Origin of the sequence: Streptomyces longispororuber (assembly GCF_024448165.1) — a bacterium.
Lineage (GTDB): Bacteria > Actinomycetota > Actinomycetes > Streptomycetales > Streptomycetaceae > Streptomyces > Streptomyces longispororuber_A.
The window spans coordinates 25,670-47,528 of the sequence record NZ_JAMOLN010000024.1 but is presented as its reverse complement, the minus strand read 5'-3'; the positions used below and the strand labels follow the sequence as shown (position 1 = coordinate 47,528).

The following is a 21,859-nucleotide window of genomic DNA, read 5'->3' as shown; positions in this document are numbered from 1 at the left end:
GACTTGAGGTCAACCCCGACGTGCGGCAGGTCCTAGTCGCCGGTCGTGCCGTCGAGCATCTCCCGGAGGATGTCCAGGTGGCCGTTGTGGCGGGCGGTCTCCTCGGTGAGGTGGAGCAGGATCCAGCGCAGGTCGACGTGGAGCCCGTCGCGCACGGCTCGCCGTGCCTTCTCGTCCAGGCCGTGCCCGGCGGCCAGCTCGCGGTACCGGGCGCTCTGCTCCGCGTACTCGTCGAGCAACTGGGGGAGCGGGAAGTCCACGGCGACGCGCATCTCGCGGTCCGGGTCCTCGTCGGTCCAGGGGCCCTCGTCCTCCTCGCCGAGGAAGACCACCTGGAACCAGTAGTACTCGACCCAGCGGAGGTGGTTGATCAGCCCGCTCATGGTCATCAGCGGCGATCCCGGCAGCAGCGCCTTGCGCGCGTTCTCCGCGGAGACGCCCTCGCACTTGGCGCGGGCGGTGTCGCGTGCGTAGTCGAGGAACGTGGTGAGCTGGGTGCGCTCGTCCCACGCGGGCGGTGTGTCATCGGTTCTGGTCATCGCGCGAAGCGTTCCTGATCAAGGTGACCGATGTCCAGGGCATTTCGGAGCCCGCGCGGCGGCCTCGGACCGGGAGGACCGTGCGGCCGCGGCGGCGGGCGGCCGACGGCGCGCGGGTCCCGGTAGCGCGCGAGTCCCGGTGGCTCCTTACAGATGCCCGCCCGCCACCATCCGCAGCGCGTCCCACAGTGCGCGGGCCACGAGTGCCGCGCCGGTGCGCACCGCGAGTTCCCGCAGCATGCTGCCGCCTTCGCGTCCTGTCCTGCGGTTCCGCTTCATGGCCGGCTCCTCGGTGTCGGGTGTCCGCTGGGATTGCGTTCAGCGCGTTCAGCGCCTTCATCAGGTCGATGGCCTCACCTTGCGGGAGGGGCGTGGTGTTGCGGAAACTGCATCGGGGCGATGCGGAGAACTGGCCACACGAACGGGGTGGGTGACGGTATGTCAGAGAGCGGCGAGGACGACTGGCGTCACCTTCCGCCACCCTCTGACCTCGGCGTCGACGCGCAGGAGTTCCTCCAGGCATTGCGCCTCTACATGGGGTACACGAACCTCTCGCTGCGTGCGTTCGGGAAGAAGCACGGCTACGACCCCGGCACCGTCTCGCGATACCTGAGCGGCAAGCGGCCCGCCACGAGCGTCTTTCTCCGCGATCTGCTGAAGGCGGCGGCGACCGCCGGTCAGCAGGTCGGGGAGAGCGACCGGGCACGCCTGGAGCACCTCCAGCGCCGGTCCCTGGCCGACACCGGGAGTGCCGCCTCCAAGGACATCCTCAGGACCGAGTTCGCGCAGGTCTCCCGGGAGTTCGAGCAGCAGGCCGACACGCTGGAACAGGCCGTGCAGCAGCTCGCCCTGGCCAGGATCGAGGTCTCGGACCACACCGAGCGCATCAGGCAGCTGACCGAGTCCCTGGCCTTGAAGGAACACGACATCCGCGCCCTCGAAGCCCAGCTGGCGGAACACCGGCGCGAGGGGATCGGGCAGCAGGAACTGCGGGACATGACCGACGCCTACGAGCGGGCCCGCGCCGAGGCCGACATCCTCAGGACGGAGCTGTCGAAGACCAGGACGCTGCTGCGCGAGGCGGAGCAGCGGCTGGAGGACAGCCGGCGCGGCATGGAGTTCGTCGCATCGAAGATCGGGCGGGAGCTCCGGGAGCAGGAAGCCGCACACAAGGCCCGGGTGCGGGAGCTGGAGTCGCGGCTGCGATCCCTTCAAGAGGTGGTGAACCGCAGTCAGGTGAGCGACAGCCCGGGCACGGACGACCTCGACGCGCGGGTGCCGGGGGACCTGCCGATCGATCCGCGGCTGCAGAACGACCGCGTCGGCGCAGCCCTGCGCCAACTGCTCGCCCACGCCCGCTCGCCCGGACTGAGCACCGTGAGCCAGCTGTCGTCGGTGCCGCTCGGTGACGTCCAGCGCATGTTCATCCACAACGAGGTACGTGACGAGGAGAAGCTGCGGGCCGTCGCCGTGAAGCTGGCCGAACGCGCGGGACGACCCCAGGACGTCCGGGAGATCATGGATCTCTGGCAGGCCGGATCGCACTGACACCGGACCGGACGCCGTCGGTCTGCCCGCGCGACATGTTCCGGCCGCGTTCCGCTGTGTCGGGTGTTCCCTGGCGGCCACCGGCCGCGGGCACGCTGCCAGCGTGTTCACCCCCGGCGACGAATCCCACATACACAGATGCCGGCTGCTCGGACTCACCGGATCAGCCGCGCTGGCCGTCGGTGGGGCGAACGCCGGTGCGCTGCCCGTCGAGGACGCGCTCGATCCCGCGTCGGGGCCGGCGGCTGTCGGTCTGTTCGGTGCCTACTTCGGCCTCGTGCTGATGGTGGCCGCCTGGCTCTGGCTGGGGCAGGCCGTCCAGGGGCCCCGCCCCCCGGGGCGGCGCAGCATGATCGTGACGCTCGCCGTGTGGGCGGCGCCCCTGCTGGTGGCCCCTCCGCTGTTCAGCCGCGACGTGTACAGCTACCTCGCGCAAGGCGCCATGGTGGACGCCCACATCGACGTCTACGCCCATGGCCCCGACCGGCTCGGCGGGCACCTGGCCGCGCAGGTGCCGTCGGTGTGGCAGGAGACCCCGACGCCGTACGGGCCGGTGTTCCTGTCGTTCGCCGCGCTGGTCGCGCGGCTCACCCGGGCCGAACTGTCCACCGGCGTGCTCGGATTGAGGGGCGTGGCCCTGCTCGGTGTGGCGCTGATGGTGCTGGCGCTGATCCTGCTGACGCGCGGCGACCGGCGGCACTGCGCGACGGGACTGTGGCTGGGCGCCCTCAACCCCTTGTTGTTGCTGCACCTGGTGGCGGGCGCGCACAACGACGCCCTGATGCTGGGCCTGCTCGGCATCGGACTCGTCGCCGCCCAGCGCCGCGCTCCCGCCCTGGGCGCCGTGCTGGTGGCGCTGGCCGCGCTGGTGAAGGCGCCGGCCGCGCTCGGTCTGCTGGCCGTGGTCGCGCTGTGGGCGGGGCAGCTCGACGGCAGGTACCGGTACGTGCGGGCAGCGGGCGCCGCCACGGGCATCACGTTGGCGTGCACCGCCGCCGTCACCGCCCTCACCGGCACCGGGTACGGCTGGATCGCCGCGCTCAACACCCCGATCACCCACAACAACTGGGCCCTCACCTCGGTCCTGGGCCGGGCCACCGCTGCCGCGCTGGGCGGTGACGGCAGCGACCTCGCCGCGCTCGCCGTACCGGCCTGGCGGGTGGCCGGGCTGGCGATCGCGGGTCTCACCGTCCTCCTGCTCTGGCTGCGCGGCCCCCGGCACGGCCCGCTGTTCGCGCTCGGCCTGAGCCTCATCGCGGTCGCCGTCCTCGGCCCGGCGATCCGCCCCTGGTACGTCCTGTGGGGACTCTTCCCGCTGGCCGCCGCCGTGCTGCCGGGGCGCGTCCGGCGGACGGTGGCCGTCGCCAGCGGTGTCCTCGCCCTCGCCGAACTGCCCAGCGGGCTCGCCCCCGACGGGGTCCAGGTCGCCGTCGCGACCTGCGGGGCCCTGGTCGCCCTCGGCGCGCTCTGGTGGGCCCGCCAGATGATCGCGCAGGAGCCCCGCCTGGGCGCGGGAGAAGCGGGGAGCATGCTGTGAGCACGGGGATGCGCGGCCAACTGCGCGCCGAGTCAGGCCGGTTGCTGCCGCTGGGTGTGCTGTGCGCGGCCGTGGCTCTCTTCCTGGCGCTGGTCCCGCTCCACCGCGACTGGTTCGACCTGCGGGTCTACTACGACGCCGTCCACTACTGGGCGGGAGAGGCCGGCGGCCTGTACGACTACCGGGTGCCGGGGCAGGCTTACGGGTTCACGTACCCGCCGTTCGCCGCGGTCTGCATGTGGCCGATGACGCTCCTCAGCTGGCCCCTCGTGGTCGCCGTCGGCACGACGGCCAACCTGGTCGCCGCCGTGACGGTCCTCCGGCTGCTCGCAGGACCGGTCGTCCGCCGCCACGACTTCCCCCGGTTGCCCGCCTACATCGTGGCCGGCTGCCTCTTCGCCCTCTTCGAACCGGTCTACGACACCGTCAGCTTCGGACAGGTCAACCTCTTCCTGCTGCTGCTCGTCCTGCTCGACGCCCGGCAGCTGGCGCGGGGCGGTCGACTGGCGGGCGTGGGCACCGGGCTGGCCTGCGCGATCAAACTCACCCCCGCGCTGTTCATCGGCTACCTCCTGATCACGCGCCGCTGGCGGGCCGCGTCCACCGCCACCGGCGTGGCCGCCGCCGCGACGCTCCTCGCCCACTGGCTGGCCCCGGACACGTCCCACACGTTCTGGGCGACGGCCCTGTGGGACACCAGCCGCCTGGGTGAACTCGCCTACGTGTCCAACCAGTCGTGGCAGGGAGCACTGGCCCGCCTCGCCTACCCGGGACAGCCCAGCTCGGTGTGGTGGGCCTGCGGCGCCCTCGCGGTCGTCGCCTTCTGGGCGCTCCGGGTCCACCGGGCGGGAGCCGAGGACGTACGCCTCGGTGTCGCGGCCACCGGCGTCGCCGCCTGCCTCGTCAGCCCGGTCAGCTGGGTCCACCACCTGGTCTGGCTGCTGCCCGCGCTGGTCCTGCTCGCCGACCGGGCACTCGAACCGCCGCGGCGCCGCGCGCCGTTGGTCCTCGTGGGCGCGGCCTACGTACTGCTGTGCAGCAGTGTCGTGTGGCTGTGGCGCTACGACTCCGGCGGCATCGACGGGTTCATCGGCGGGAACGCCTTCGTATGGGTCGAGGTCGGACTGCTGCTCGCCCTGTCGGCCCGCCCGTCAGATCACCTTGCGCCGCACGAGCGAGGCCAGGACCAGCGCCCCGGGCAGCAGCGCCGCCTCGACGGAGCCGATCCCGCCCGGCGTCGGCACGATCCCGGCGACCACCGTGGCCGTCAGATAGGCGAGGGCGACGTCCAGCGCGGGCACCGGCAGCTGGAGGGCGCGCGCCACCGCGACCATGACGGCGGCCTGCAGCGCGGGGAAGCCGACGGCCCCGCACCACAGGGCGAGCGCACGGGCGGGTCGGGTGTGCAGGGCGCGGGCGTCGGTCAGCGCCGTGCTCAGCAGGTCCTGGACGAAGGCGCGCAGCGGACGCACGCACCACAGCAGTGCGGCCCCGACGGCACCGACCGTGACCAGCAGGAACAGGGCGAGGACGCCCCGCTCGGCGGGCAGCAGGGCGCCTGGCGCGGACGCGTCCGGTGAAGCCGCCATCAGCGCGATCAGCAGCGCGTACCGGCCGATGGGCTGGGCCAGCGAGTACAGCGCGAGCGCCGCGCAGGCCCGCGGGGCCGATATCCCGCACGAGCGCAGGAAGCGCAGCGTCACGACGTGCGCGCCGAGCCCGGCCGGCAGCAGATGGTTGGCGGACCCCGCCGCGACCTGCGAGGCGAACAGGCGCCCGGCGGGCAGCGGCTCCAGCACGGTGCCCTGCCGCAGCAGACACACCGGCAGCCAGCACGCCACGGTGAGGATCCCGGCGGCCACGAGCCACGCCGGGTCCGCGCCCCGCAGTCGGACGAACCCCGAGGCCATCACCGGCCAGTTCCCGGCCGCCCACGCGGCGACCAGGACGAGGGGTACGAGCGGGAGCAACTGCCGTACGGGCAGCCGTCGCAGGGTGGGAGGCAGTGCTGTGACCACGACTCGGCGTCCTTCCGGGGCGCGTGCAACGGCGGGGGAGAGTCCGTCACGGAGATGCCCGCCGCACGGGACGTCACGGTGTCGCGCGGTCGTCGATCGGCGGAACGGTGAGCGCCCCGGGCGCATGCGGCGAGGAAGCGCATGCGGCGAGGAAGGGAGCGCCGACCAGGCCGCTACCAGCGGTTGCGTGCCTCCTCGGCCCAGCCGACCAGCCCGTCCAGATCCGTCTTCGTCCCGTCGTCGGCCAGGGCCCAGCCGGTGAAGTGGCCGAAGCACTGGTGCGTCTCGTTCGCGACGACGCCCAGATTCGTCCGGGACACCTTCTCGTGGAACGGAGTGAACGTCACGTCCACCCGCTCCCCGCTGATGCGCCACGGCCGCAGCCAGTCCGACCGGTCGTAGCTCCAGCGGAGTTCCTCGCCGATCTTGTGCAGGCGGCCGTCGACGACCAGGGCGTTCTCGGTGACGCCCGTTCCGTCGGTCCACTTCCCGCCCAGCTGGATCGCCCGCCCGGGAGCCGCCCCGGCGGCCCAGTTCCAGGTGATCGCGTACGGCCACTTGCCCCGGCCGTGGTCCAGCACGGCGAACGCGTCCGGACCGCCCACCTCGTAGGTGCTGCCGTGCAGCACGAGCGTGCCGCGCACGGGCCGGCCGACGTCCTTGACCGTGTACTGGAACCGCTTGGCGCTCCACGGCACGACGACGCCGAGCGACTCGTGCCCGGGCGGGAGCGGCACTTCGACGTCGAGGCGAACGTCGGGCGCGGTCGCCCGGATCGTGGTGCCGTCCGCGTGCTGCGCGATCCTGACCCGCAGCGAGCCGGCGCGCACCGCGACCTCGCCCGCGCCGCTGCGGGACGGCAGCACCGCGCCGCGGGCCAATGGCACCACCGAGTCCGTGCTGGTCTCCCGCCCGGTCGCGCGGTCCAGGACGTAGAGCCCGTGCACGCCCGCGTAGTCCAGCGACGACACGACCAGACCGACGATGTGGTCGGGCGTGACGATGCCCCAGTACTCCCAGCGCTTCGCGCGACCCCAGCCGCGCAGGTTGGCGGAGTGCAGGGGGCGCCGGGTCCAGCCGACCGCGGCCGGGTTCAACCGACCGTCGGGCAGGCACAGTTCGACGGGGGAGGTCAGCTCGGGTTCGTGCGTCATCAGCGCAGGATAGTTCGCCGTGCCGGAGGGTCGAAGGGGCGTCGTTCGGGTGGTCCCAGCACCACCCCCGGATGCACTGTCTGGCCGCACTGTCCGATCGCGCCGTGTCCGCCAGAGTCGTGGTGGCGGCGGAAAGGGACCGCCGGACGCGACATCAGGAGGAACACGGCATGTCCGAAGCGACAGTTGGGGAACACCGTGGCGTGGGACGACGAGACGTGCTGGCCGGTGCGGCAGCGATGACGGGCGCGATGCTGACGGCGACGGCATCCGTCGCGCCGGCACGTGCCGCCGGGACGACTGCCGGAAACGGCGGCGCCACCGGGCCGTTGGCCTTCACGAACGTCACCGTGATCGACGGATCGGGAGCGCCACCCGCCCCCGGCATGTCGGTCGTCGTCGAGGACGGCCGCATCACCGGACTTGCTCCCACCGGACGCATCAGGCTCCGCCCGGGCACCCGTACGGTCGATCTCACCGGCAAGTACCTGACCCCGGGACTGATCGAGGCACACACCCACAGCGACGGTCCCGAGGCCGTGGTCGCACCGCTGTACGCCCTGACCGGTGTCACCACCGTCCGCGAGATGTGGGGCAAGCCGGTTCACCACGAGTGGCGCGACAAGATCCGCAACGGGGCGCTCCTCGGGCCCCGTTGGGTCATCGGCAGCCCCATCGTCGACGGCGCGCCCTCCCTGTGGACGGCCGACGTCGGCCCGGCCGTCGAGGTGCGCGACGCGGCCGAGGCCCGGCGCGTCGTCCGGCAGGTGAAGCGGGAAGGCGCGGACTTCGTGAAGGTGTACTCGCGCCTGTCCCGCGAGGCCTACTTCGCGCTCGCGGACGAGGCCCGCCGCCAGGGCATCGCCCACCTCGGGCACTGCCCCGACACCGTCCGGATCGCGGAGGCGAGCGCCACCGGCCACCGCAGCATCGAGCACCTGCACGCGCTGCTCCTCGCGACCTCCCGGCACGAGAAGGAGATCCGGCGCCGGCTGGCCGCCGTACGGATCGACCCGGGCGACCCCAGCAGTCTGTCCCGCTACCACAGTTGGTTCCAGCAGGTGCACCCGCTTGAATGGCAGGCGGTGCAGGGCTACGACCGGGACCGGGCCGACGCCCTCTTCCACACCCTGGCGACGCACGGGACCACCATCGTGCCCACGCTCAGCGTGCACCGCACCCTGGAGCTGCCCGACGACGTCCCGACCCGGGCCGAGGAGTGGAAGTACCTGCCCGCATGGCAGGTGGAGAGCTGGCCGGACCAACTGGCCGCCCTGACCGGCGGACGCACCCCCGAGCAGGCCCGGGAGATCCGCCGGATCTTCCAGCACCGGCAACGGCTGGTGAGCGAACTGCGCGACGCGGGCGTACGGCTGGCGGCGGGCACCGACACCGGCACGGGCTACCTCGTCCCGGGCTTCGCCCTCCACGACGAACTGGCGCTGCTCGTGGCGGCCGGTCTCACCCCCGCCGAAGCCCTGCGAGCGGCCACGCAGGACGCGGCCCGCCTGCTCGGTCTGTCCGGCGTCGGCACCGTGGCCCGTGGGCAGACCGCGGACCTGCTCGTCCTCGACGCCGACCCGTTGCGGGACATCCGCAACACCCGCCGCATCCACGGCGTGGTCGTCGACGGCAGGTGGATCCCGCCGCAGGAGCGCAGCCGACTCCTCGCGGACGTGGAAACGGCCGCCGCGCAGACGCCGCCGCCTCAGGAGGCGGTGACAGTGACGGGGTGCGGCTGCGGCGGACATCCCTGAGGGCGGGAGCGCCGGCCCCGCCAGGCCGCCGAACTCCCGGGAGGCAGCGGCGAGATGAGTGGATCCGGTCCGTTTGTGAGGGCCATGCTTCCACTCGGCGTGACGGTTAGCATCACGTGCGCGTGTCTTCCCCCCTATCACTGGAGACTCCCATGACCCGCACACCTCACCTCCCCCTCACCCGCCGCGGTCTCCTGCGCACCGGTGCCGGCGCCTCGCTCGCCGCGCTCGGACTGGGCGTCGGCGCGCAGAGCGCCTCCGCGGACGTGGCCGCCACCAAGCGGTTCGACCTCACGCAGCCGTCGTACGACCTGTTCCGGGACAAGGACCTGCACGGCCCGCGGGTGCAGCAGAGCTTCGCCTTCGACTGGGTGAACAAGTTCCTGTTCGTGGCGACCAAGCGGGACGGCAGCCCCGAATCCGCCGGCGACCTGTGCATCAACAAGCTGGACTTCGACGGGAACTACATCTCGTACATGCACCTCAACGGCTTCGGGCACGGCGTCGCCTTCGCCGCGCTGCCGGACGGCTCCGGAACCGAGCTGTGGATCGAGTGCGCCACCAACACCGGCGGCTACGGCACCGCGCTCGCCCCGATCCGCTACACCGCCAACACCACGCTGGGCTCCCCGGCCGGGTCGGCCGCGTACCGGCCGATCGCCGCGGCCAGCGAGTACACCTGTTCCGTCGACCCCGTCTACCAGCGCATGATCGTGCGCTACCACACCAGCGCGGGCAAGCGGATCGCCGTCTATCCGCTCTCCGCCTTCACGTCGCGCAGCTTCGGCACACCGCTCGTCGACTTCAAGCAGCCGACGATCAGTGGCACCGCGCAGGGGTACGCCCTCTACGGCTCGTACATGTACTACCTGACCGGCGACGCGTACCCCGGCGACGGCACCCCCAGTGGCGACGGCAACACCTACGTCACCAGCGTCGACATCAACACCGGCACCGTGAAGCAGGGCCCCGTCCTCACCAAGGCCGGCTCCACCCTCCACCACCGCGAGCCCGAGGGCCTGGCGATCTACCGCACCGACGCCGGCGAGGCCCGCCTCTTCATCGGCTTCGCCACGGGGTTCGAGGGCGACCGCAGGTCCAGCATCTTCTACAAGAACGACCTGATCTGACGCTCGAACGCCAGGTCGCCCCGCCCTCGGACCCCCGGTCGGTGGGTGGGGCTACGTCGCGTCGGGCAGCCCCAGTGCGGTCATGAGGGCCGAGGCGAGATCCTCGGCGAAGACGGCCGACCCGGTGAGCGCGTGCCGGACGGCCGCCTCGTCGGGCGTCAGTCCGGCGGCCGCGGACCATGCGAGGGCGCTGGTGACCGCGGACTCGACGGGGAAGTTCTCCAGAGGTATTTCGTAGCTCTCCGCCATCTCACGATTGAGCAGGCCCTCCCAGGCGGCTCCGTCCGGCGTGAGCGACTCCACGAACCCCACGTCGCTGTCGTGGAAGGACACCATGACGGCCGGTGCACCGGTGCTCCGGACGATGCGCGCGAGGCTGTGCCGGCCGGAGTCGGCGAACTCCGTGACCTGCCAGCCGCCCGCCAGAACCGCTGTGTCCTCGATGTCGGTGAACCCTGCTTCCCGCATGAGCAGGTGCAGTTCGCCCGTCGACCGGGCCGCCAAAGATCCGCCTGAATTTCCCATGGTCGGCAAGGTAGCCGATGCCTCTGACAAGTCGGCGCGCCCGAGGTTCGGCACGCATTTCTCCCGGCCCGTCACGAGTCCGTACTGTGTGTAACAGGAAGGTAATTGGGTGCGGGGGGTCGGAACGCGGCGCCGGATCGGTGGCTCTTGGTGCTCGTAGAGCGACCGCCGACACTGAGGAAGAAAACGATGCGCGTTCACAAGGTCACCATCGCCGCCCTGGCCGTCGCCGCGGGCCTCTCGCTCACGGCCTGCCAGAACGGCGACGACGGCAAGGGAGAGAGCGCCCCGTCGTCCGCTTCCAGCCCTGCCGGCGGCTCCACCGGATCCGCCGGGGGCTCGTCCGACGGCGGTTCGGGGGCGGGCAGTTCGGATCAGGGCGGCGGGAAGGACTCCGCGGGCAAGACCTCCGGCGGCCAGGGCTCGACCGCGGGAACCGGCTCCGACACGAACAGCAAGACCGGCAAGTGCCGCACCGCCGATCTGCAGATCACGGCGAGCGACAGCACCATCGACGGCGACGACGACCTGTCCGTCGCCGTGACGCTGAAGAACACCAGCGGCCGGAACTGCACGATCTCCGGGTACGCGGGCGTCGACCTGAAGACCAACGCGGGGTCGCTGTCCGCACAGCGCACGGGGCAGGAACCCACGTCGGGCGTCCTCAAGAACGGCGAGTCGGTTGCCTTCGGCATCACCTACCCGGCCAACGACTCGGGCGGCTCCGGCGTCCGCATCACGGGCCTGCTGGTGACCCCGCCGGACGAGACGAGGACGGTCACCCTGAACTGGCCGGGCGCGGCCACGCTGCCCGTCACGGAGGGCGGCGGTTCCCCGGTGAAGGTCGGCCCGATCGGCAGCGCCGGCCAGGGCGGCTGACCCGGCCGCGCCGACGGCTGCCGCCGGCCGTCGGCGACCGTGCGGGAACGTGCGGTTCAGGACGTGGGGGAGTCCTGCAGCTGGGCGGCGAGGGACTTGTCGGGTTTCGGGATGGACCGGTAGTCGGCGTCCGAGGCATCGAGGGCTTCCAGTCGTTGGACGGCGTTGTTGAGCGAGCAGGACAGGCCCCGGTTGTGGGCGGGCCGGTCGCCGCTGAGTCCCACGTCGAGTTCCGGTCCCAGCTCACCCAGGTCGAGCCAGCGGTCGGAGTCCGCGAGGTGCAGCTCGGGCCAGCGCGCCTGGCTGACCTCGCTGTCGGGTGCCGCGTCCTCGTCGTAGTAGCCGGTGCCGTGCAGCTCGGCGAGCCGGGCGGCCTGGGTCAGCCAGTGATCGGCCTCGCGGAGCGCGCCCCGGCGCAGGTGCAGCAGGTACAGGCAGTACGCGGAGACGGTGCTGCCGGCCCCCGCGGCGAACTGCCACCAGAACACCGCGCCTTCCTCCCGGTCGGCGAGGTAGAGCAGCGCCGCGAAGATCCTGGCCCCGGTGGGGTCGATGCGTTCCTCGCTCACGAGGAGCGCGATGTTGGCGGCGGCACGCTCGTCGTGGATCATCAGGGTGGCGAGGTCCTGGAGGTCGCCACCGGCCATGTCGTAGTAGGTGGGCGGGGTTCCCGGGACGCGGGGCGCGGGCAGCACCCCGGCCGGCGGCTGCTGCACGTCGGTCTGTGCGTCATCCCAGTAGACGGCGCTCATCCACAGCGATTCGCCCACGTCGCGTTCCAACCGGGCGCGGGAGGCGGCCAGTTCGGCTTCGTCGGCCGCGTGCGGGAGGCAGAACGCGTCGTCCAGCAGGTCGTCGAGAGTCAGCGCCGGGTCGGGCAGCCGGCTGGTCCTGGGGGAGCGGTGCCACCAGTGGCCGAGCTTCCGGGCGAGGCCGCGTTCGAAGCCGTCCTGCTGGAGACCGTCGCTGAACACGTTGAGTTCGGTGTGGGGCCGGCGAGGGCCGTCGGGATCGCGGTGGGGTGTCACTGGAGGGTCACCCCGTTCAGAAGGTTCCCGTCGGTACGGAGCGCGCAGTACGGAGACATGGATGTTTCTCACTCCTCGTGGTCACGGGTGGTCTTCAGGGACAGGTTGAGGTCGTCGGCGAGTGCCTTGCGCGCACGGAAGCAGTGGGAGCGGACGGTGGCTTCGTCGACTCCCATGATCGCGGCGGTCTGTTTGGTGGTGTGTCCGAGGACGAACCGCAGGACCATCACGTCGAACTGCCGGTCCGGCAGGTTGGCGATGGCTCCGTAGACACCGAGCGCGGATTCCATGACCGCGAGCTGGCTGCGCACGCCTTCGAGGGCGGCGCGGGTGACCTTGTCGAAGACGGCGGTCTGGGCCATCGCGGGTTCCTTGCACAGGCTCTCGAGTTCGACGGCGACTCGGTGCTTGAGCAGGTTCCAGGCGCAGACGTGCGGTCGTTCCTGGCGCATCAGCGACGACCAGTTCACCGCGATGTACAGGAACACCTGGTGGACCAGCCGGTCGGCTTCGGCCCTGCTGCCGAGCTGGAGGTGGGCGTAGCGCTGGTACGGGGCGTAGTACTGGCTGTGGAAGGCCCAGAACGCGGCGGGCAGTTGGACCCCGGCCAGCGCGCGGGCCGGTGGTGGCGAGTACGGCGTGGGCTGACTCGTCATGGCGAGTCCTCCTGGCTCGGGTCAGTCGAGGAGTCGGGGGGAGGGCCGGGCGGGCGGCGCCCTTCGGCGAGCGTGGCGGCTCCGGTACGCACGGCGGCGGCGAGGAGGCGCCGCCCGATGCTGCGGGCGTCGGGGACGGCGATGCGCAGGGCGAGGGACAGCATCAGGGCGTCGTGGATGGCGTCGGGGCTCACGGTGAAGCGGCTCCTTAGGGAGGGCGCCGGCCACCTGCCGAGTCTTCGGAGGCGAGGCGTCGGACGAGCTGTTCTGATTCCAGCTAAGCGACTCAAGTGGTCATACGTGCAAGGGGAGTTCAGGATTCTTGGGTTGCACGGACGTTCGATGCCTCACCCGAGTGGCGTAAGCGCTCGGGGGCCCGCTTCTGCGGGGCGAGTGCGGCCGGGTGCGGGAATCTCAGGAGACCGCGGGCGGCCCCGCCTGCGAGACTTCGCGGCATGACGCGACCCGACCTGACAGAGGCGGAATACGCGGGTGAAGTCGACAGACTCGCCCGCGCGGTCCGGTCCGCAGCACTGGACGAAGGATGGCTCTGCTACGGCCCCGACCCCGAGGACGCGACCGCCCTCCAGCGCGCGGTGAACGCCCTCGCCCGAACGCTGCGCCACCATCACTTCCCCGGTGACGGCTGCGTCGAGGAGGACCGGCCCCTGGTCGAGCTGGCAGGTGTGGTGGTCATCCGGCCGGGAGTGATGCCGTCCGCGTCGGACGAGACCTACGAGCAGGCCTGCCTCCGCATCGGCGTGGAGCCCCGCGAGGAGGGGTGGGCCCTGTGGTGCACGTGGGGCAAGGAGCGCGCCCGCATCACCATGGTGGTGTCGGCCGTCGACACGACGGAAGGGCTGCTCGCGAACTGGTCCCGTGGCGTGCCCGTGAGCCCGGTCCGGCCCGTACCGTCGCAGATCGCGCTGATCCACCAGGGCTGGGCCGGGCCCATGACGCTGTCACCGCGCGCCGTGCGCCAGCTCGGCCTGCTGGAGTCCCCCTGACTCACGCTGCTTCGGTCAGTGGTGGAAGGGGACGGCCGGTGGTCCCTGGGCGGGGCCGGCCCCGTCAAGTACCCCCGGACCGGCCGGTACACGCCGCCAGGACGTGCGGTTCAGGACGACAGCCCGCGCGATCACCGAGGGCCGGGTGCGGCGACGCGGTATGTGGGGTCGCTGCTGCGGGAGTTGTAGAGCTCGGCGAGCAGTCGCGTGTGGTGGCGGTCGCGGCGGATGGCGGTGACCGCGATGAGGGCGATGCAGGTGGTGATGCCGAAGACGCAGAGGAGGGCGCCGATGAGCAGCCGGCCGGTCAACGCGACGAGGCTGCCGGTGTCCCCGATGGCGTACCGGGACGGTCCGCGGGACGAGCAGGTGATCTTGTAGACGCCCGCCCGTGGCGCGTCGATGGTGTAGAGCGGGTTCCACGCCGCGTCGCGGGAGAGGAACACGTCGATCCCCGGATCGCTGAGACCGGGGTCGCCCGGACCGGTGATGCCGCACTTCTGGTCGGGCGACGGGCCTCGCTCCTTGATCCAGATCGCCTTGTCGCTCCCTGCCTCCAGGTGCAGGGTGAGGGAGCCGCCGTCGGCGAACTGGTTGTCGGTGTCCACCGCGTTCATCGCGTCGTGGAACCGGAGCACGCCGATGACCACGCCCAGCACGGTCAGCAGGACGGCGATCACGGCCGACACGGCGTACCAGTATCGGCCGGGTCGCAGGGCGTTCGCCGGTATCCGTGGGGGTGGGGAGGGCTGCATCGACGCATCTTAAACGGCGCAACCGTTCACGGGCGGCGGGCCCGGTGCACGGGGACCACGACGTCTGCCGCAGGCCTGGCCGTGTTCCCGTCGATCATGATTGTCTCAGAGGAACCATGACTGCCGGGGGGCGCGGCGCGAGGCGTGCGACGGCGCGGTTCGGACCGGCGGAGGGGAAGAACAGTGGGACTGATCTACGGCTACGACATCTACCTGCCGCCCCGGAACATCTCCCGGGTGCTGACCGAACTGGCCGAACTGGCGCCGCCGGCCCGTGGCAAGCCCCCGCTGGAGGTCAAGCTCCCGGGCGGCGAGCGGCTCGTCCTGCCGTTCACGTCCCAGTTCAAGAGCGAGCCGGTCGACTGCGCCGACAGGCGCACGCTCGAACTCGACACGTCCCTCATGTTCGACCTCGATGACGCCCTGCGCGCGTACGCGGAGGAACACGGTCCTGAACCCGACGCGGACGGGCGGCTCCAGATCGGGTACGTCTACCTGACGCTCCGTTTCGAGTCACTGCTGCACCCGGGCTACGCGTCGGCGGAGTTCTGGGCTGCGACGTCGGCGATGAGCCGCCTGTTCGCGCGGTCGACCGGGGTCAGGGACGTGTTCACCGGGCTCACCGCCGCCGGCGGCGGAGTGTGCTGCCTGTTCGACACCGGCGACGGAGGTCCGGAGAAGGTGTGCTGGCTCAACGGCGAGACGACCGACGACATGATCTCCGGTCCTCGCTTTCCCGATCAGCGGTCCCTGGTGGCGACGTGGCCGGACCCCGACCCCGCCCAGAGTGAGCCTCAGGAGAACCGGTAACCGGCGAAGTCGCCGATGCGGACGTATCCGAGGCGCTGATAGAGAGCATTGCTGGTGGGATTGTCCGGGTCCGTGAACAGGACGACGTCACTCGCGCCCGCGTCCAGCGCGGCCCGGCTCGCCGCGACGGTCACCGCACCCGCGTAGCCGTTCCCCCGGAGGCGGGCCGGTGTGTAGACGGGGTCCACCCTGACCATGCCGCCGACCACCGAGGTCCGCGCCGCCATGGAGACGGGCGTACCGTCCGGTGTCTCCCAGAAGGTGAAGTGCCTGTCACCGAAGCGCGATGCGGCCCACGAACCGGCGTCGATCAAGTCGATGGAGCGCTGCTCGCCGACGTCGACGCAGAACTCCCGGCACCAGCGCACGACCTGCTCCCGGTCCGCGTCCCCGATGCCACGTCGGCGGCCCGCCGGCCCCGGCTGCGGTGGGGTGAGCGTGCCGAGCCGGTAGAGGTGGGTTCGCCAGAAGAGCTCCGACGCGGCGCCTGTGCGCTGCTGCCACGCGTCGGCGAACGACGTGGCGGTGTCCTGGTCCGCGATGACGGTGGCGGGGGCGTGGCCGAGATCGGTCAGGCGGGCGGCGAGGCGGCCGGCCTGGTCTGCCGGGAGGGGGGTGAGGCCGAGGCGGCCGCTCGTCGTGAGGTAGAAGATGGCGCGTACCTCACCGCCTGACTCCAGCCGGCCGAAGGCGACGGCTTCGGCGCCGTGCGCGTCCGTCCCGCGGATCCGCAGCTTCTCGATGTCCGTGAGGGGTGTGTTGTGCAGGGCGGGCCGTGAGCGCAGGAAGTCGCCTGCCCGGGCGAGGAAGTCGTCCACGTCGTCGGTGAGTTGCCAGTCGTCAGGGAGCATGCCTCATGATCCCTCAGGCGCTGTGCGGCAGTTGCGGGCCGGTCCGGTTCTCGCCGTCCACGAGAGCCACGTCGGGGGACAACCCCCGGCACCGCCCTGGTGGCAGCACGCGGTGCTTCGGGGGGACGGCTGCATGGGCCGATCCCGCCTCCACTGCTGGGATGGTCGCCGAGTGCCCACAGCAGAGGAAGCGGAGGAGGAGTCGTCATGCCTGGACCACGAAGGCGGAGACGCGACGTCCTGGCCCTGTCCGGCGCGGCCGTGGCCGCCCTGGCCGTATCGGCCACGCCCACGGCGGCGGCGAAGCGGTCGACCGGACCCCTGCAACAGCAGGTGGACCTGATCCACGACAGCGGCGCCGTGGGAGTGCACGCCGAGGTGACGGCATCGGGCACGCGCCAGATTGCGTACGCCGGCACGGCCGCGCGGAACGCGCGACATCCGATGCCGCGCAACGGCACATTCAGGATCGGCAGCGCCACCAAGACGTTCACCGCGACAGTGGTCCTGCACCTGGTCGGCGAGGGGCGCATGTCCCTGGAGGACACCGTGGAGCGGTGGTTGCCGGGAGTCGTCCGGGGCCATGGCAACGACGGCAGACGGATCACGGTGCGCCAACTCCTCCAGCACACCAGCGGCGTCCCTGACGTCGGCCCGCGGATCCCCGCATTGACCACCGCGGAGGGCTACCGGGCCGAACGCTTCCGTACGTACACCCCCGAGGAGTTGGTGCGGCTGGCGATGCGGCAGCCGCCCACGTTCTGTGCGGGCAAGGGCTGGTCGTACTCCAACACCAACTACGTCCTCGCGGCCATGGTCATCCATGCGGTCGCGGGCCGGCGTTGGGCCGAGGAGGTGCGGGACCGGATCATCCGCCGCCTGGACCTGAGAGACACCAGCGCGCCCGGCGTCTCCCCGTCCATCGCGGGCCCGCATGCGCACGCGTACGCCAAGTTCCCCACAGGCACAGGCACGGAGGTCGACGTCACCGAGCTCAACTCGACCATGGCCATCGGATCCGGCGCACTCATCAGCACCGTGCACGACCTGAACCGGTTCTACGCCGCGCTCCTCGGCGGTCGTCTGCTCGCCCCGGCCCAGCTCGACGAGATGACGACCACTGTGCCCGCCCCTGAGCTGGGCGTGCGCTACGGACTCGGACTCGCCGAGATCCCTTCGCCCTGCGGCGACAGCTACTTCGGCCACCGCGGCGAACTCCTCGGTTACGTGGCCTGGGCCGGCGCCACCCGGGGCGGGTCACGGGCCGCCGCCGTGTATGTCACCGGCGGCGGCGGTGAGTCGACCGAGCAGGCCATGCTGACCCTCGTGGGTCAGGAGCTGTGCCGGCCGGCAGCATCCCGTCCGTGAGGGCCTTCGATGGACACCTCGGGCAGTTTTCGGGCCAGCCACCCAGGGAGCCACCAGGCCCTCTTGCCGAGCATCTGCATGACGGCGGGGACGATGAGGCAGCGGATCACCACGGCGTCCAGCAGGATGGCGACGGCCAGGCCGAGGCCGAACTGCTGGAGCATGCGGTCGGAGCTGAGGACGAAGGCCCCGAAGACGAACATCATGATGGCCGCCGCGGCCGTGATGACCTTCCCGGTGGAGGCGAGACCTTCCCGCACGGACTGCGACGGGTCCTCGGTGCGGGTCCACTCCTCGTGGATGCGTGAGACGAGGAAGACCTCGTAGTCCATGGACAGGCCGAAGACGATCGCGAAGATCAGCGCGGGGATGAAGGCCTCGACGGGACCCGGCTGTGCTCCGAACCAGCCGTGCTGGAACACCAGGGTGATCACGCCGAGCGCCGCGGAGATCGACAGCAGGTTGAGGACGGCGGCCTTGACGGGGATCCAGACGGACCGGAAGACCAGCAGGAGAAGGAGCGAGGAGAGGCCGACGACGACGGCGACGAACAGGGGGAGCCGGTCGGCGAGCGTCTCGGAGACGTCCTGGGAGGCCGCGGTGGCGCCGCCGACCAGGACCTCGGCACCGGTGGAGTGCTCCAAGGGCGAGGCCACGTCGTCGCGCAGTCGGTGGACGAGGTCCACGGTCCCCTCGTCCTGCGGCGAGGTGGTCGGGTAGACGAAGACGGTGGACAGGGCGCCGTCCTCGGAAGGCAGCGCAGGGCTGGCCGCGGCGACTCCCTCGGTGGCGGTGAGCCGCGCCCGGACGGTCCGGCCGGCTTGCTCGTCGCCCTTCACCAGGATGATGAGGGGACCGTTGAAGCCGGGGCCGAAGCCTTCGGCGAGCAGGTCGTAGGCGTGGCGGGACGTGGTCTCCTGCGGGTCGTTGCCGGAGTCGGCGAACCCGAGACGCATCCCCAGTGCGGGTGCGGACAGGGCCAGCAGGGCGATCACTCCGGCCAGCAGGGTCGGCAGGGGGCGTCGTTGTACGGCGCGGGCCATGGCGCGCCAGCCGTCGCCCTCGGTCCGGCCCTTCTCGGTGGCCTTCGCCTGTTGCTTGAGCACGTGGCGCTGGATGCGCTTGCCGAACAAGGCGAGTAGCGCGGGCAGCAGCACCAGGGACGCGGCCATCGTGATGAGGACGGTGATGGCCACCGCGAGGGCGATGCCCTGCAGGGAACCGAGCCCGAGGGCGACCAGGCCAAGGAGGGCGACGATGACCGTGCAGCCGGCGAAGAAGACGGTGCGGCCGGCGGAGTCGAGCGCCTTGCGGCAGGCCTCCGCGGGCCGCACGCCGGCCAGGAGTTCCTGGCGGTAGCGGTAGAAGATGAGCAGGGCGTAGTCGACGCCGACCCCGAGGCCGACGAGCATCAGGATGGGCGGGGTGAAGTCGGCGACCGTGAAGACGTGCGAGGCCAGGGCGATCAGGCCGATGGCGCCGCCGACGGCGAACAGCGCGGTGATCAGCGGCAGCGACGCGGCCAGCAGGGAACCGAACAGCAGCACGAGGATGACCAGGGCGGCCGCGATCCCGGCGAGCTCGGCGGTCGGTCCCGCCTTGTCCTCCGCATTGCGGGCCGCCTCACCGCCCACCTCGACCTGGAGGCGCTCGGTCGCGATGTTCTGCGCGGTGTCGATGATCCGGGCGACGTCCTCCTTGGGGACCTCCTCCGTCTTGCCGTCGAGGGTGACGGACGCGTAGGCGATCGTGCCGTCCCGGGAGACCGCCGAGGCATCGGAGAAGGGGCTGCGCACGTCGGCGACGCCCGCCATCCGCCGCACCTCGTCCAGCATCGGCTCGATGCCGGCCTCGGCGCTTCGGATGCCGGAGGGGGCCTTGAAGACGATGTCGACGCTGTCGCCCGCCTGGTCGCTGCCGTGCTCCTTGAACAGGTCGGTGGCCGTCTGGGAGTCGGTGCCCGGCAGCGAGAAGTCGTTCTTGTACGCGGAGCCGACCGCGGTCGAGCCCAGTGTGATGGCAGCCACCACGGCCACCCAGAGCACGACGGCGGCCCAGCGGTGGCGCTGCGCCCAGCCAGCCAGGGCGCCGAATCGTCCGAGGGACGTGGACGGTTCGGCCTGGGGCGCGGGCGCAGCGGGGGGCGCGGCGGAGCCGCGGGGGGAAGACATGGTGCCTGCCTCGATGTCGAGCGAGTGGAGTCCGGGGTCATCGCCACGCCCACGACCGGGCGGGCGGCGACATGCCCTCGATCGTTCCCCTGCGCCGCGGTCGCGGGCGTCGGCCCACGGCTGACACGTGCCCTGCACCAGGCGCAGGAGGCGGCGAGCGCGGCGTACACCAGCGGATGTACGGTCCGGCCGCGGCGTACTCCTCCAGCACGCACTCCTGGCGCAAATGCGGAGATAACGGGCAAGGAGTCGTCGTGCTGCGGGCAGAATGAAGCAATGCTCCAGCTCCCCGTGTCCCGCCTCCGCCTGCCCGAAGGGCCGCGTACGGACCTGGCGCTCGCCGGGATCGTGCTGGTGCTGGCAGGAGTGGCCGAAGGGCAGCGGCTCGGCCCGGACTGGCACGCGACCGCGTCCGTCGTCGTCTCCTGGCTGCTGGCGGCGGCCGTGTGCGCGGCGCTGCCGTCGCGGCGGCGCCACCCGGTGGCGGTCGGCTGGTTCGTGGTGATCGGCACGGGCGCCTACTACTTGACGAGCACGGTCGACGGCCCGCTCGTCGTGATCCCGGTCGTGGCGCTGTACGGACTGGCGGCCCGGGGGAGGATCAGGGCGGCGGCCGCCATGGCGGCGGTGATGGTGACCGGAGTGGGCGCGGGCGCACTGGCCGGCACCGGAGACGTCAACGGCACGGCGGTGTTCATGCTGGCGGGCTGGCTGGTCGCCGTGGTGGCGCTGGGCGCGATGCGGCACGGCCGGGTCGCCTACGCCGAGGAGGAGGCCAGACTGCGCGCCACCCAGGAGCGGCTGCGCATCGCCCGTGAACTGCACGACGTGATCGGTCACACCATGTCGATGATCCACGTGCAGGCGTCCTCCGCCCTGCACCGGATGCAGAAGGACCCCCACCAGGCGCAGGAAGCGCTGACGGCCATCAAGCAGGGCAGCAAGGAGGGCCTGCGCGAACTGCGCGCCACGCTCGGGGTGTTGCGCCAGGTCGACGAGGAAGCTCCCACCACTCCCGCACCCGGCCTGTCCCGGATCGGCGACCTGGTCTCCTCGGCCGTCCGCGCCGGCCTGGACACACGCGTCGAGCGGAGCGGGGCGCCGTCCCCGCTGCCGGCCGCAGTGGATCTCGCCGCGTACCGCATCGTGCAGGAGTCGCTCACCAACGCCGTGAGGCACAGCGGCGCCCGCCGCGCCGTGGTCCGGGTCCATCACGGCGACCGGGAGTTGACCCTCGACGTCGAGGACGACGGGAACGGGACCAGGAGGGGGAACGAGGACGGGATCGGGAGCGGGATCGCCGGCATGACGGAACGGGCGCGGGCGCTGGGCGGAACCCTGAGCGCCGGGCCGGGTGACGCGGGCGGGTTCGTCGTGCGGGCCCGGCTACCGTTCTGAGACCACCACGAGCCGATCGGCGGAGCAGCAGATGATCAGGATTGTGCTGGCGGACGACCAGCGCCTCGTGCGCGCGGGGATCCGCGGCATCCTCGACGACGAGGACGACCTGCACGTGGTCGCCGAGGCGGCCGACGGGCACGCCGCCCTGGCCGCCTGTCGCGAACTGCTGCCCGACGTGGTGCTGATGGACATCCGCATGCCCGGCATGGACGGCATCGAAGCCGCGCGACGCATCGCCGCCGACGAGCGGCTCCGCTCCGTGAAGGTGGTCATGCTGACGACCTTCGACCTCGACGAGTACGTGTACGGGGCGCTGCGGGCCGGCGCCACGGGCTTCCTGGTCAAGGACACCGAACCGGCGGAACTCCTGCACGCCGTGCGGGTCGCCGTCCGGGGTGACGCGCTGATCAGCCCTTCCGTCACCCGCCGGCTCATCGCCGAGTTCGCCGGCCGCCCGGAGAGCAGCCGCGCGCCGGACGAGCGGCTCGACGTGCTGACCGGGCGCGAACGCGAAGTGATGCGGCTGATCGCCGCCGGGCGCACCAACGACGAGATCGCCGCGCAACTCGTGGTCTCCCCGCTGACGGCGAAGACCCACGTCAGCCGGATCATGGCCAAACTCGGCGCCCGCGACCGCTCCCAAGTCGTGGTCATGGCCTACGAGTACCGCATGGTCAGCCCCGGCCGGCCCTCGGACTGAGCCACTCGACCCGGCACCACGGGAG

21 protein-coding genes and 1 pseudogene are annotated in these 21,859 nt (G+C 71.8%); 11 read left to right on the top strand and 11 right to left on the bottom strand.

From position 1 onward, the window contains the following. Positions 1–32: 32 nt before the first annotated feature. Both M4J07_RS09805 and M4J07_RS09800 read right to left on the bottom strand, forming a co-directional pair. Positions 33–539: a DinB family protein gene (locus M4J07_RS09805; protein WP_255969783.1), complete on the bottom strand. Its 507-nt coding sequence runs from the start codon at positions 537–539 to the stop codon at positions 33–35. A 147-nt stretch (positions 540–686) separates the two neighbouring features. Then, entirely contained in the window at positions 687–818 is a 132-nt protein-coding gene (locus tag M4J07_RS09800) for a hypothetical protein (RefSeq protein ID WP_255969780.1), read from the bottom strand. 159 nt (positions 819–977) lie between these two features. On the opposite strand from M4J07_RS09800, the gene M4J07_RS09795 reads away from it, so the two are divergent. The 3 genes and pseudogenes from M4J07_RS09795 to M4J07_RS09785 form a co-directional block, all read left to right on the top strand. Then, positions 978–2,087 carry a hypothetical protein gene (locus M4J07_RS09795; protein WP_255969777.1) on the top strand — a complete coding sequence of 370 codons (1,110 nt, stop codon included), beginning with the start codon at positions 978–980 and terminating at the stop codon, positions 2,085–2,087. A gap of 103 nt (positions 2,088–2,190) precedes the next feature. After that, positions 2,191–3,624: a polyprenol phosphomannose-dependent alpha 1,6 mannosyltransferase MptB gene (mptB, locus tag M4J07_RS09790; protein ID WP_255969774.1), complete on the top strand. Its 1,434-nt coding sequence runs from the start codon at positions 2,191–2,193 to the stop codon at positions 3,622–3,624. Positions 3,625–3,632: 8 nt separating this feature from the next. Next, positions 3,633–4,475: pseudogene (locus M4J07_RS09785) on the top strand (glycosyltransferase 87 family protein); the annotation flags it as partial. Between the two features lie 300 nt (positions 4,476–4,775). Here the strand turns inward: M4J07_RS09785 and M4J07_RS09780 are convergent. Next, positions 4,776–5,534 (bottom strand): lysylphosphatidylglycerol synthase transmembrane domain-containing protein, encoded by a 759-nt coding sequence (locus tag M4J07_RS09780; protein WP_308284744.1) that lies wholly within the window; start codon positions 5,532–5,534, stop codon positions 4,776–4,778. Between the two features lie 281 nt (positions 5,535–5,815). Next, a complete protein-coding gene (locus M4J07_RS09775; protein ID WP_255969771.1) occupies positions 5,816–6,796 on the bottom strand; it encodes a DUF2804 domain-containing protein in 981 nt (326 codons plus the stop codon). A 203-nt stretch (positions 6,797–6,999) separates the two neighbouring features. Here M4J07_RS09775 and M4J07_RS09770 point away from each other — a divergent pair, with 203 nt between their 5' ends. Continuing rightward, positions 7,000–8,553, top strand: coding sequence for an amidohydrolase family protein (locus M4J07_RS09770; protein ID WP_255969768.1), 1,554 nt, complete (start codon positions 7,000–7,002; stop codon positions 8,551–8,553). Positions 8,554–8,705: 152 nt separating this feature from the next. Beyond that, positions 8,706–9,683, top strand: a complete 978-nt coding sequence (locus tag M4J07_RS09765; protein ID WP_255969765.1) for a phage baseplate protein — start codon at positions 8,706–8,708, stop codon at positions 9,681–9,683. A 51-nt stretch (positions 9,684–9,734) separates the two neighbouring features. On the opposite strand, the gene M4J07_RS09760 is transcribed toward M4J07_RS09765, so the two are convergent. Beyond that, complete coding sequence (locus M4J07_RS09760) at positions 9,735–10,208, bottom strand: hypothetical protein (RefSeq protein ID WP_255969762.1); 474 nt, start codon at positions 10,206–10,208, stop codon at positions 9,735–9,737. 189 nt (positions 10,209–10,397) lie between these two features. Between M4J07_RS09760 and M4J07_RS09755 the strand changes: the two genes are divergently transcribed. Then, complete coding sequence (locus M4J07_RS09755) at positions 10,398–11,087, top strand: DUF4232 domain-containing protein (RefSeq protein WP_255969759.1); 690 nt, start codon at positions 10,398–10,400, stop codon at positions 11,085–11,087. A 56-nt stretch (positions 11,088–11,143) separates the two neighbouring features. Here M4J07_RS09755 and M4J07_RS09750 read toward each other — a convergent pair whose 3' ends face one another. The 3 genes from M4J07_RS09750 to M4J07_RS09740 form a co-directional block, all read right to left on the bottom strand. Beyond that, positions 11,144–12,061: a hypothetical protein gene (locus tag M4J07_RS09750; RefSeq protein ID WP_255969756.1), complete on the bottom strand. Its 918-nt coding sequence runs from the start codon at positions 12,059–12,061 to the stop codon at positions 11,144–11,146. Positions 12,062–12,183: 122 nt separating this feature from the next. Further along, positions 12,184–12,771, bottom strand: a complete 588-nt coding sequence (locus tag M4J07_RS09745) for an RNA polymerase sigma factor (protein ID WP_255969753.1) — start codon at positions 12,769–12,771, stop codon at positions 12,184–12,186. Further along, positions 12,768–12,965 (bottom strand): hypothetical protein, encoded by a 198-nt coding sequence (locus M4J07_RS09740; protein ID WP_255969750.1) that lies wholly within the window; start codon positions 12,963–12,965, stop codon positions 12,768–12,770. Before M4J07_RS09740 ends, M4J07_RS09745 begins: the two co-directional genes overlap by 4 nt. A gap of 261 nt (positions 12,966–13,226) precedes the next feature. On the opposite strand from M4J07_RS09740, the gene M4J07_RS09735 reads away from it, so the two are divergent. After that, positions 13,227–13,778, top strand: coding sequence for a hypothetical protein (locus tag M4J07_RS09735; protein ID WP_255969747.1), 552 nt, complete (start codon positions 13,227–13,229; stop codon positions 13,776–13,778). Between the two features lie 131 nt (positions 13,779–13,909). Here M4J07_RS09735 and M4J07_RS09730 read toward each other — a convergent pair whose 3' ends face one another. Continuing rightward, entirely contained in the window at positions 13,910–14,467 is a 558-nt protein-coding gene (locus M4J07_RS09730; RefSeq protein WP_255969744.1) for a hypothetical protein, read from the bottom strand. Between the two features lie 249 nt (positions 14,468–14,716). Here M4J07_RS09730 and M4J07_RS09725 point away from each other — a divergent pair, with 249 nt between their 5' ends. Continuing rightward, positions 14,717–15,343, top strand: a complete 627-nt coding sequence (locus M4J07_RS09725) for a hypothetical protein (protein WP_255969741.1) — start codon at positions 14,717–14,719, stop codon at positions 15,341–15,343. Here M4J07_RS09725 and M4J07_RS09720 read toward each other — a convergent pair. Continuing rightward, the gene (locus M4J07_RS09720) at positions 15,328–16,194 is read right to left on the bottom strand and encodes a GNAT family N-acetyltransferase (RefSeq protein WP_255969738.1); all 867 of its coding nucleotides are present in this window, start codon (positions 16,192–16,194) and stop codon (positions 15,328–15,330) included. The genes M4J07_RS09725 and M4J07_RS09720 overlap by 16 nt on opposite strands. A gap of 207 nt (positions 16,195–16,401) precedes the next feature. Between M4J07_RS09720 and M4J07_RS09715 the strand changes: the two genes are divergently transcribed. Next, positions 16,402–17,562: a serine hydrolase domain-containing protein gene (locus tag M4J07_RS09715; RefSeq protein WP_255969735.1), complete on the top strand. Its 1,161-nt coding sequence runs from the start codon at positions 16,402–16,404 to the stop codon at positions 17,560–17,562. On the opposite strand, the gene M4J07_RS09710 is transcribed toward M4J07_RS09715, so the two are convergent. After that, positions 17,526–19,733: an MMPL family transporter gene (locus tag M4J07_RS09710; protein WP_255969732.1), complete on the bottom strand. Its 2,208-nt coding sequence runs from the start codon at positions 19,731–19,733 to the stop codon at positions 17,526–17,528. The genes M4J07_RS09715 and M4J07_RS09710 overlap by 37 nt on opposite strands. 276 nt (positions 19,734–20,009) lie before the next feature. Here M4J07_RS09710 and M4J07_RS09705 point away from each other — a divergent pair, with 276 nt between their 5' ends. Both M4J07_RS09705 and M4J07_RS09700 read left to right on the top strand, forming a co-directional pair. Then, entirely contained in the window at positions 20,010–21,131 is a 1,122-nt protein-coding gene (locus tag M4J07_RS09705) for a sensor histidine kinase (protein WP_255969729.1), read from the top strand. Between the two features lie 31 nt (positions 21,132–21,162). Continuing rightward, positions 21,163–21,834 carry a response regulator gene (locus M4J07_RS09700; protein ID WP_255969726.1) on the top strand — a complete coding sequence of 224 codons (672 nt, stop codon included), beginning with the start codon at positions 21,163–21,165 and terminating at the stop codon, positions 21,832–21,834. Positions 21,835–21,859: the final 25 nt, after the last annotated feature.

What these genes read in the sequence shown, in the direction of transcription:
- M4J07_RS09805 (WP_255969783.1), bottom strand. Translation starts at nt 539, where the DNA reads ATGACCAGAACCGATGACACACCGCCCGCGTGGGACGAGCGCACCCAG.
- M4J07_RS09800 (WP_255969780.1), bottom strand. Translation starts at nt 818, where the DNA reads ATGAAGCGGAACCGCAGGACAGGACGCGAAGGCGGCAGCATGCTGCGG.
- M4J07_RS09795 (WP_255969777.1), top strand. Translation starts at nt 978, where the DNA reads ATGTCAGAGAGCGGCGAGGACGACTGGCGTCACCTTCCGCCACCCTCT.
- M4J07_RS09780 (WP_308284744.1), bottom strand. Translation starts at nt 5,534, where the DNA reads ATGGCCTCGGGGTTCGTCCGACTGCGGGGCGCGGACCCGGCGTGGCTC.
- M4J07_RS09775 (WP_255969771.1), bottom strand. Translation starts at nt 6,796, where the DNA reads ATGACGCACGAACCCGAGCTGACCTCCCCCGTCGAACTGTGCCTGCCC.
- M4J07_RS09765 (WP_255969765.1), top strand. Translation starts at nt 8,706, where the DNA reads ATGACCCGCACACCTCACCTCCCCCTCACCCGCCGCGGTCTCCTGCGC.
- M4J07_RS09760 (WP_255969762.1), bottom strand. Translation starts at nt 10,208, where the DNA reads ATGGGAAATTCAGGCGGATCTTTGGCGGCCCGGTCGACGGGCGAACTG.
- M4J07_RS09755 (WP_255969759.1), top strand. Translation starts at nt 10,398, where the DNA reads ATGCGCGTTCACAAGGTCACCATCGCCGCCCTGGCCGTCGCCGCGGGC.
- M4J07_RS09745 (WP_255969753.1), bottom strand. Translation starts at nt 12,771, where the DNA reads ATGACGAGTCAGCCCACGCCGTACTCGCCACCACCGGCCCGCGCGCTG.
- M4J07_RS09735 (WP_255969747.1), top strand. Translation starts at nt 13,227, where the DNA reads ATGACGCGACCCGACCTGACAGAGGCGGAATACGCGGGTGAAGTCGAC.
- M4J07_RS09720 (WP_255969738.1), bottom strand. Translation starts at nt 16,194, where the DNA reads ATGCTCCCTGACGACTGGCAACTCACCGACGACGTGGACGACTTCCTC.
- M4J07_RS09715 (WP_255969735.1), top strand. Translation starts at nt 16,402, where the DNA reads ATGCCTGGACCACGAAGGCGGAGACGCGACGTCCTGGCCCTGTCCGGC.
- M4J07_RS09710 (WP_255969732.1), bottom strand. Translation starts at nt 19,733, where the DNA reads ATGTCTTCCCCCCGCGGCTCCGCCGCGCCCCCCGCTGCGCCCGCGCCC.
- M4J07_RS09705 (WP_255969729.1), top strand. Translation starts at nt 20,010, where the DNA reads ATGCTCCAGCTCCCCGTGTCCCGCCTCCGCCTGCCCGAAGGGCCGCGT.
- M4J07_RS09700 (WP_255969726.1), top strand. Translation starts at nt 21,163, where the DNA reads ATGATCAGGATTGTGCTGGCGGACGACCAGCGCCTCGTGCGCGCGGGG.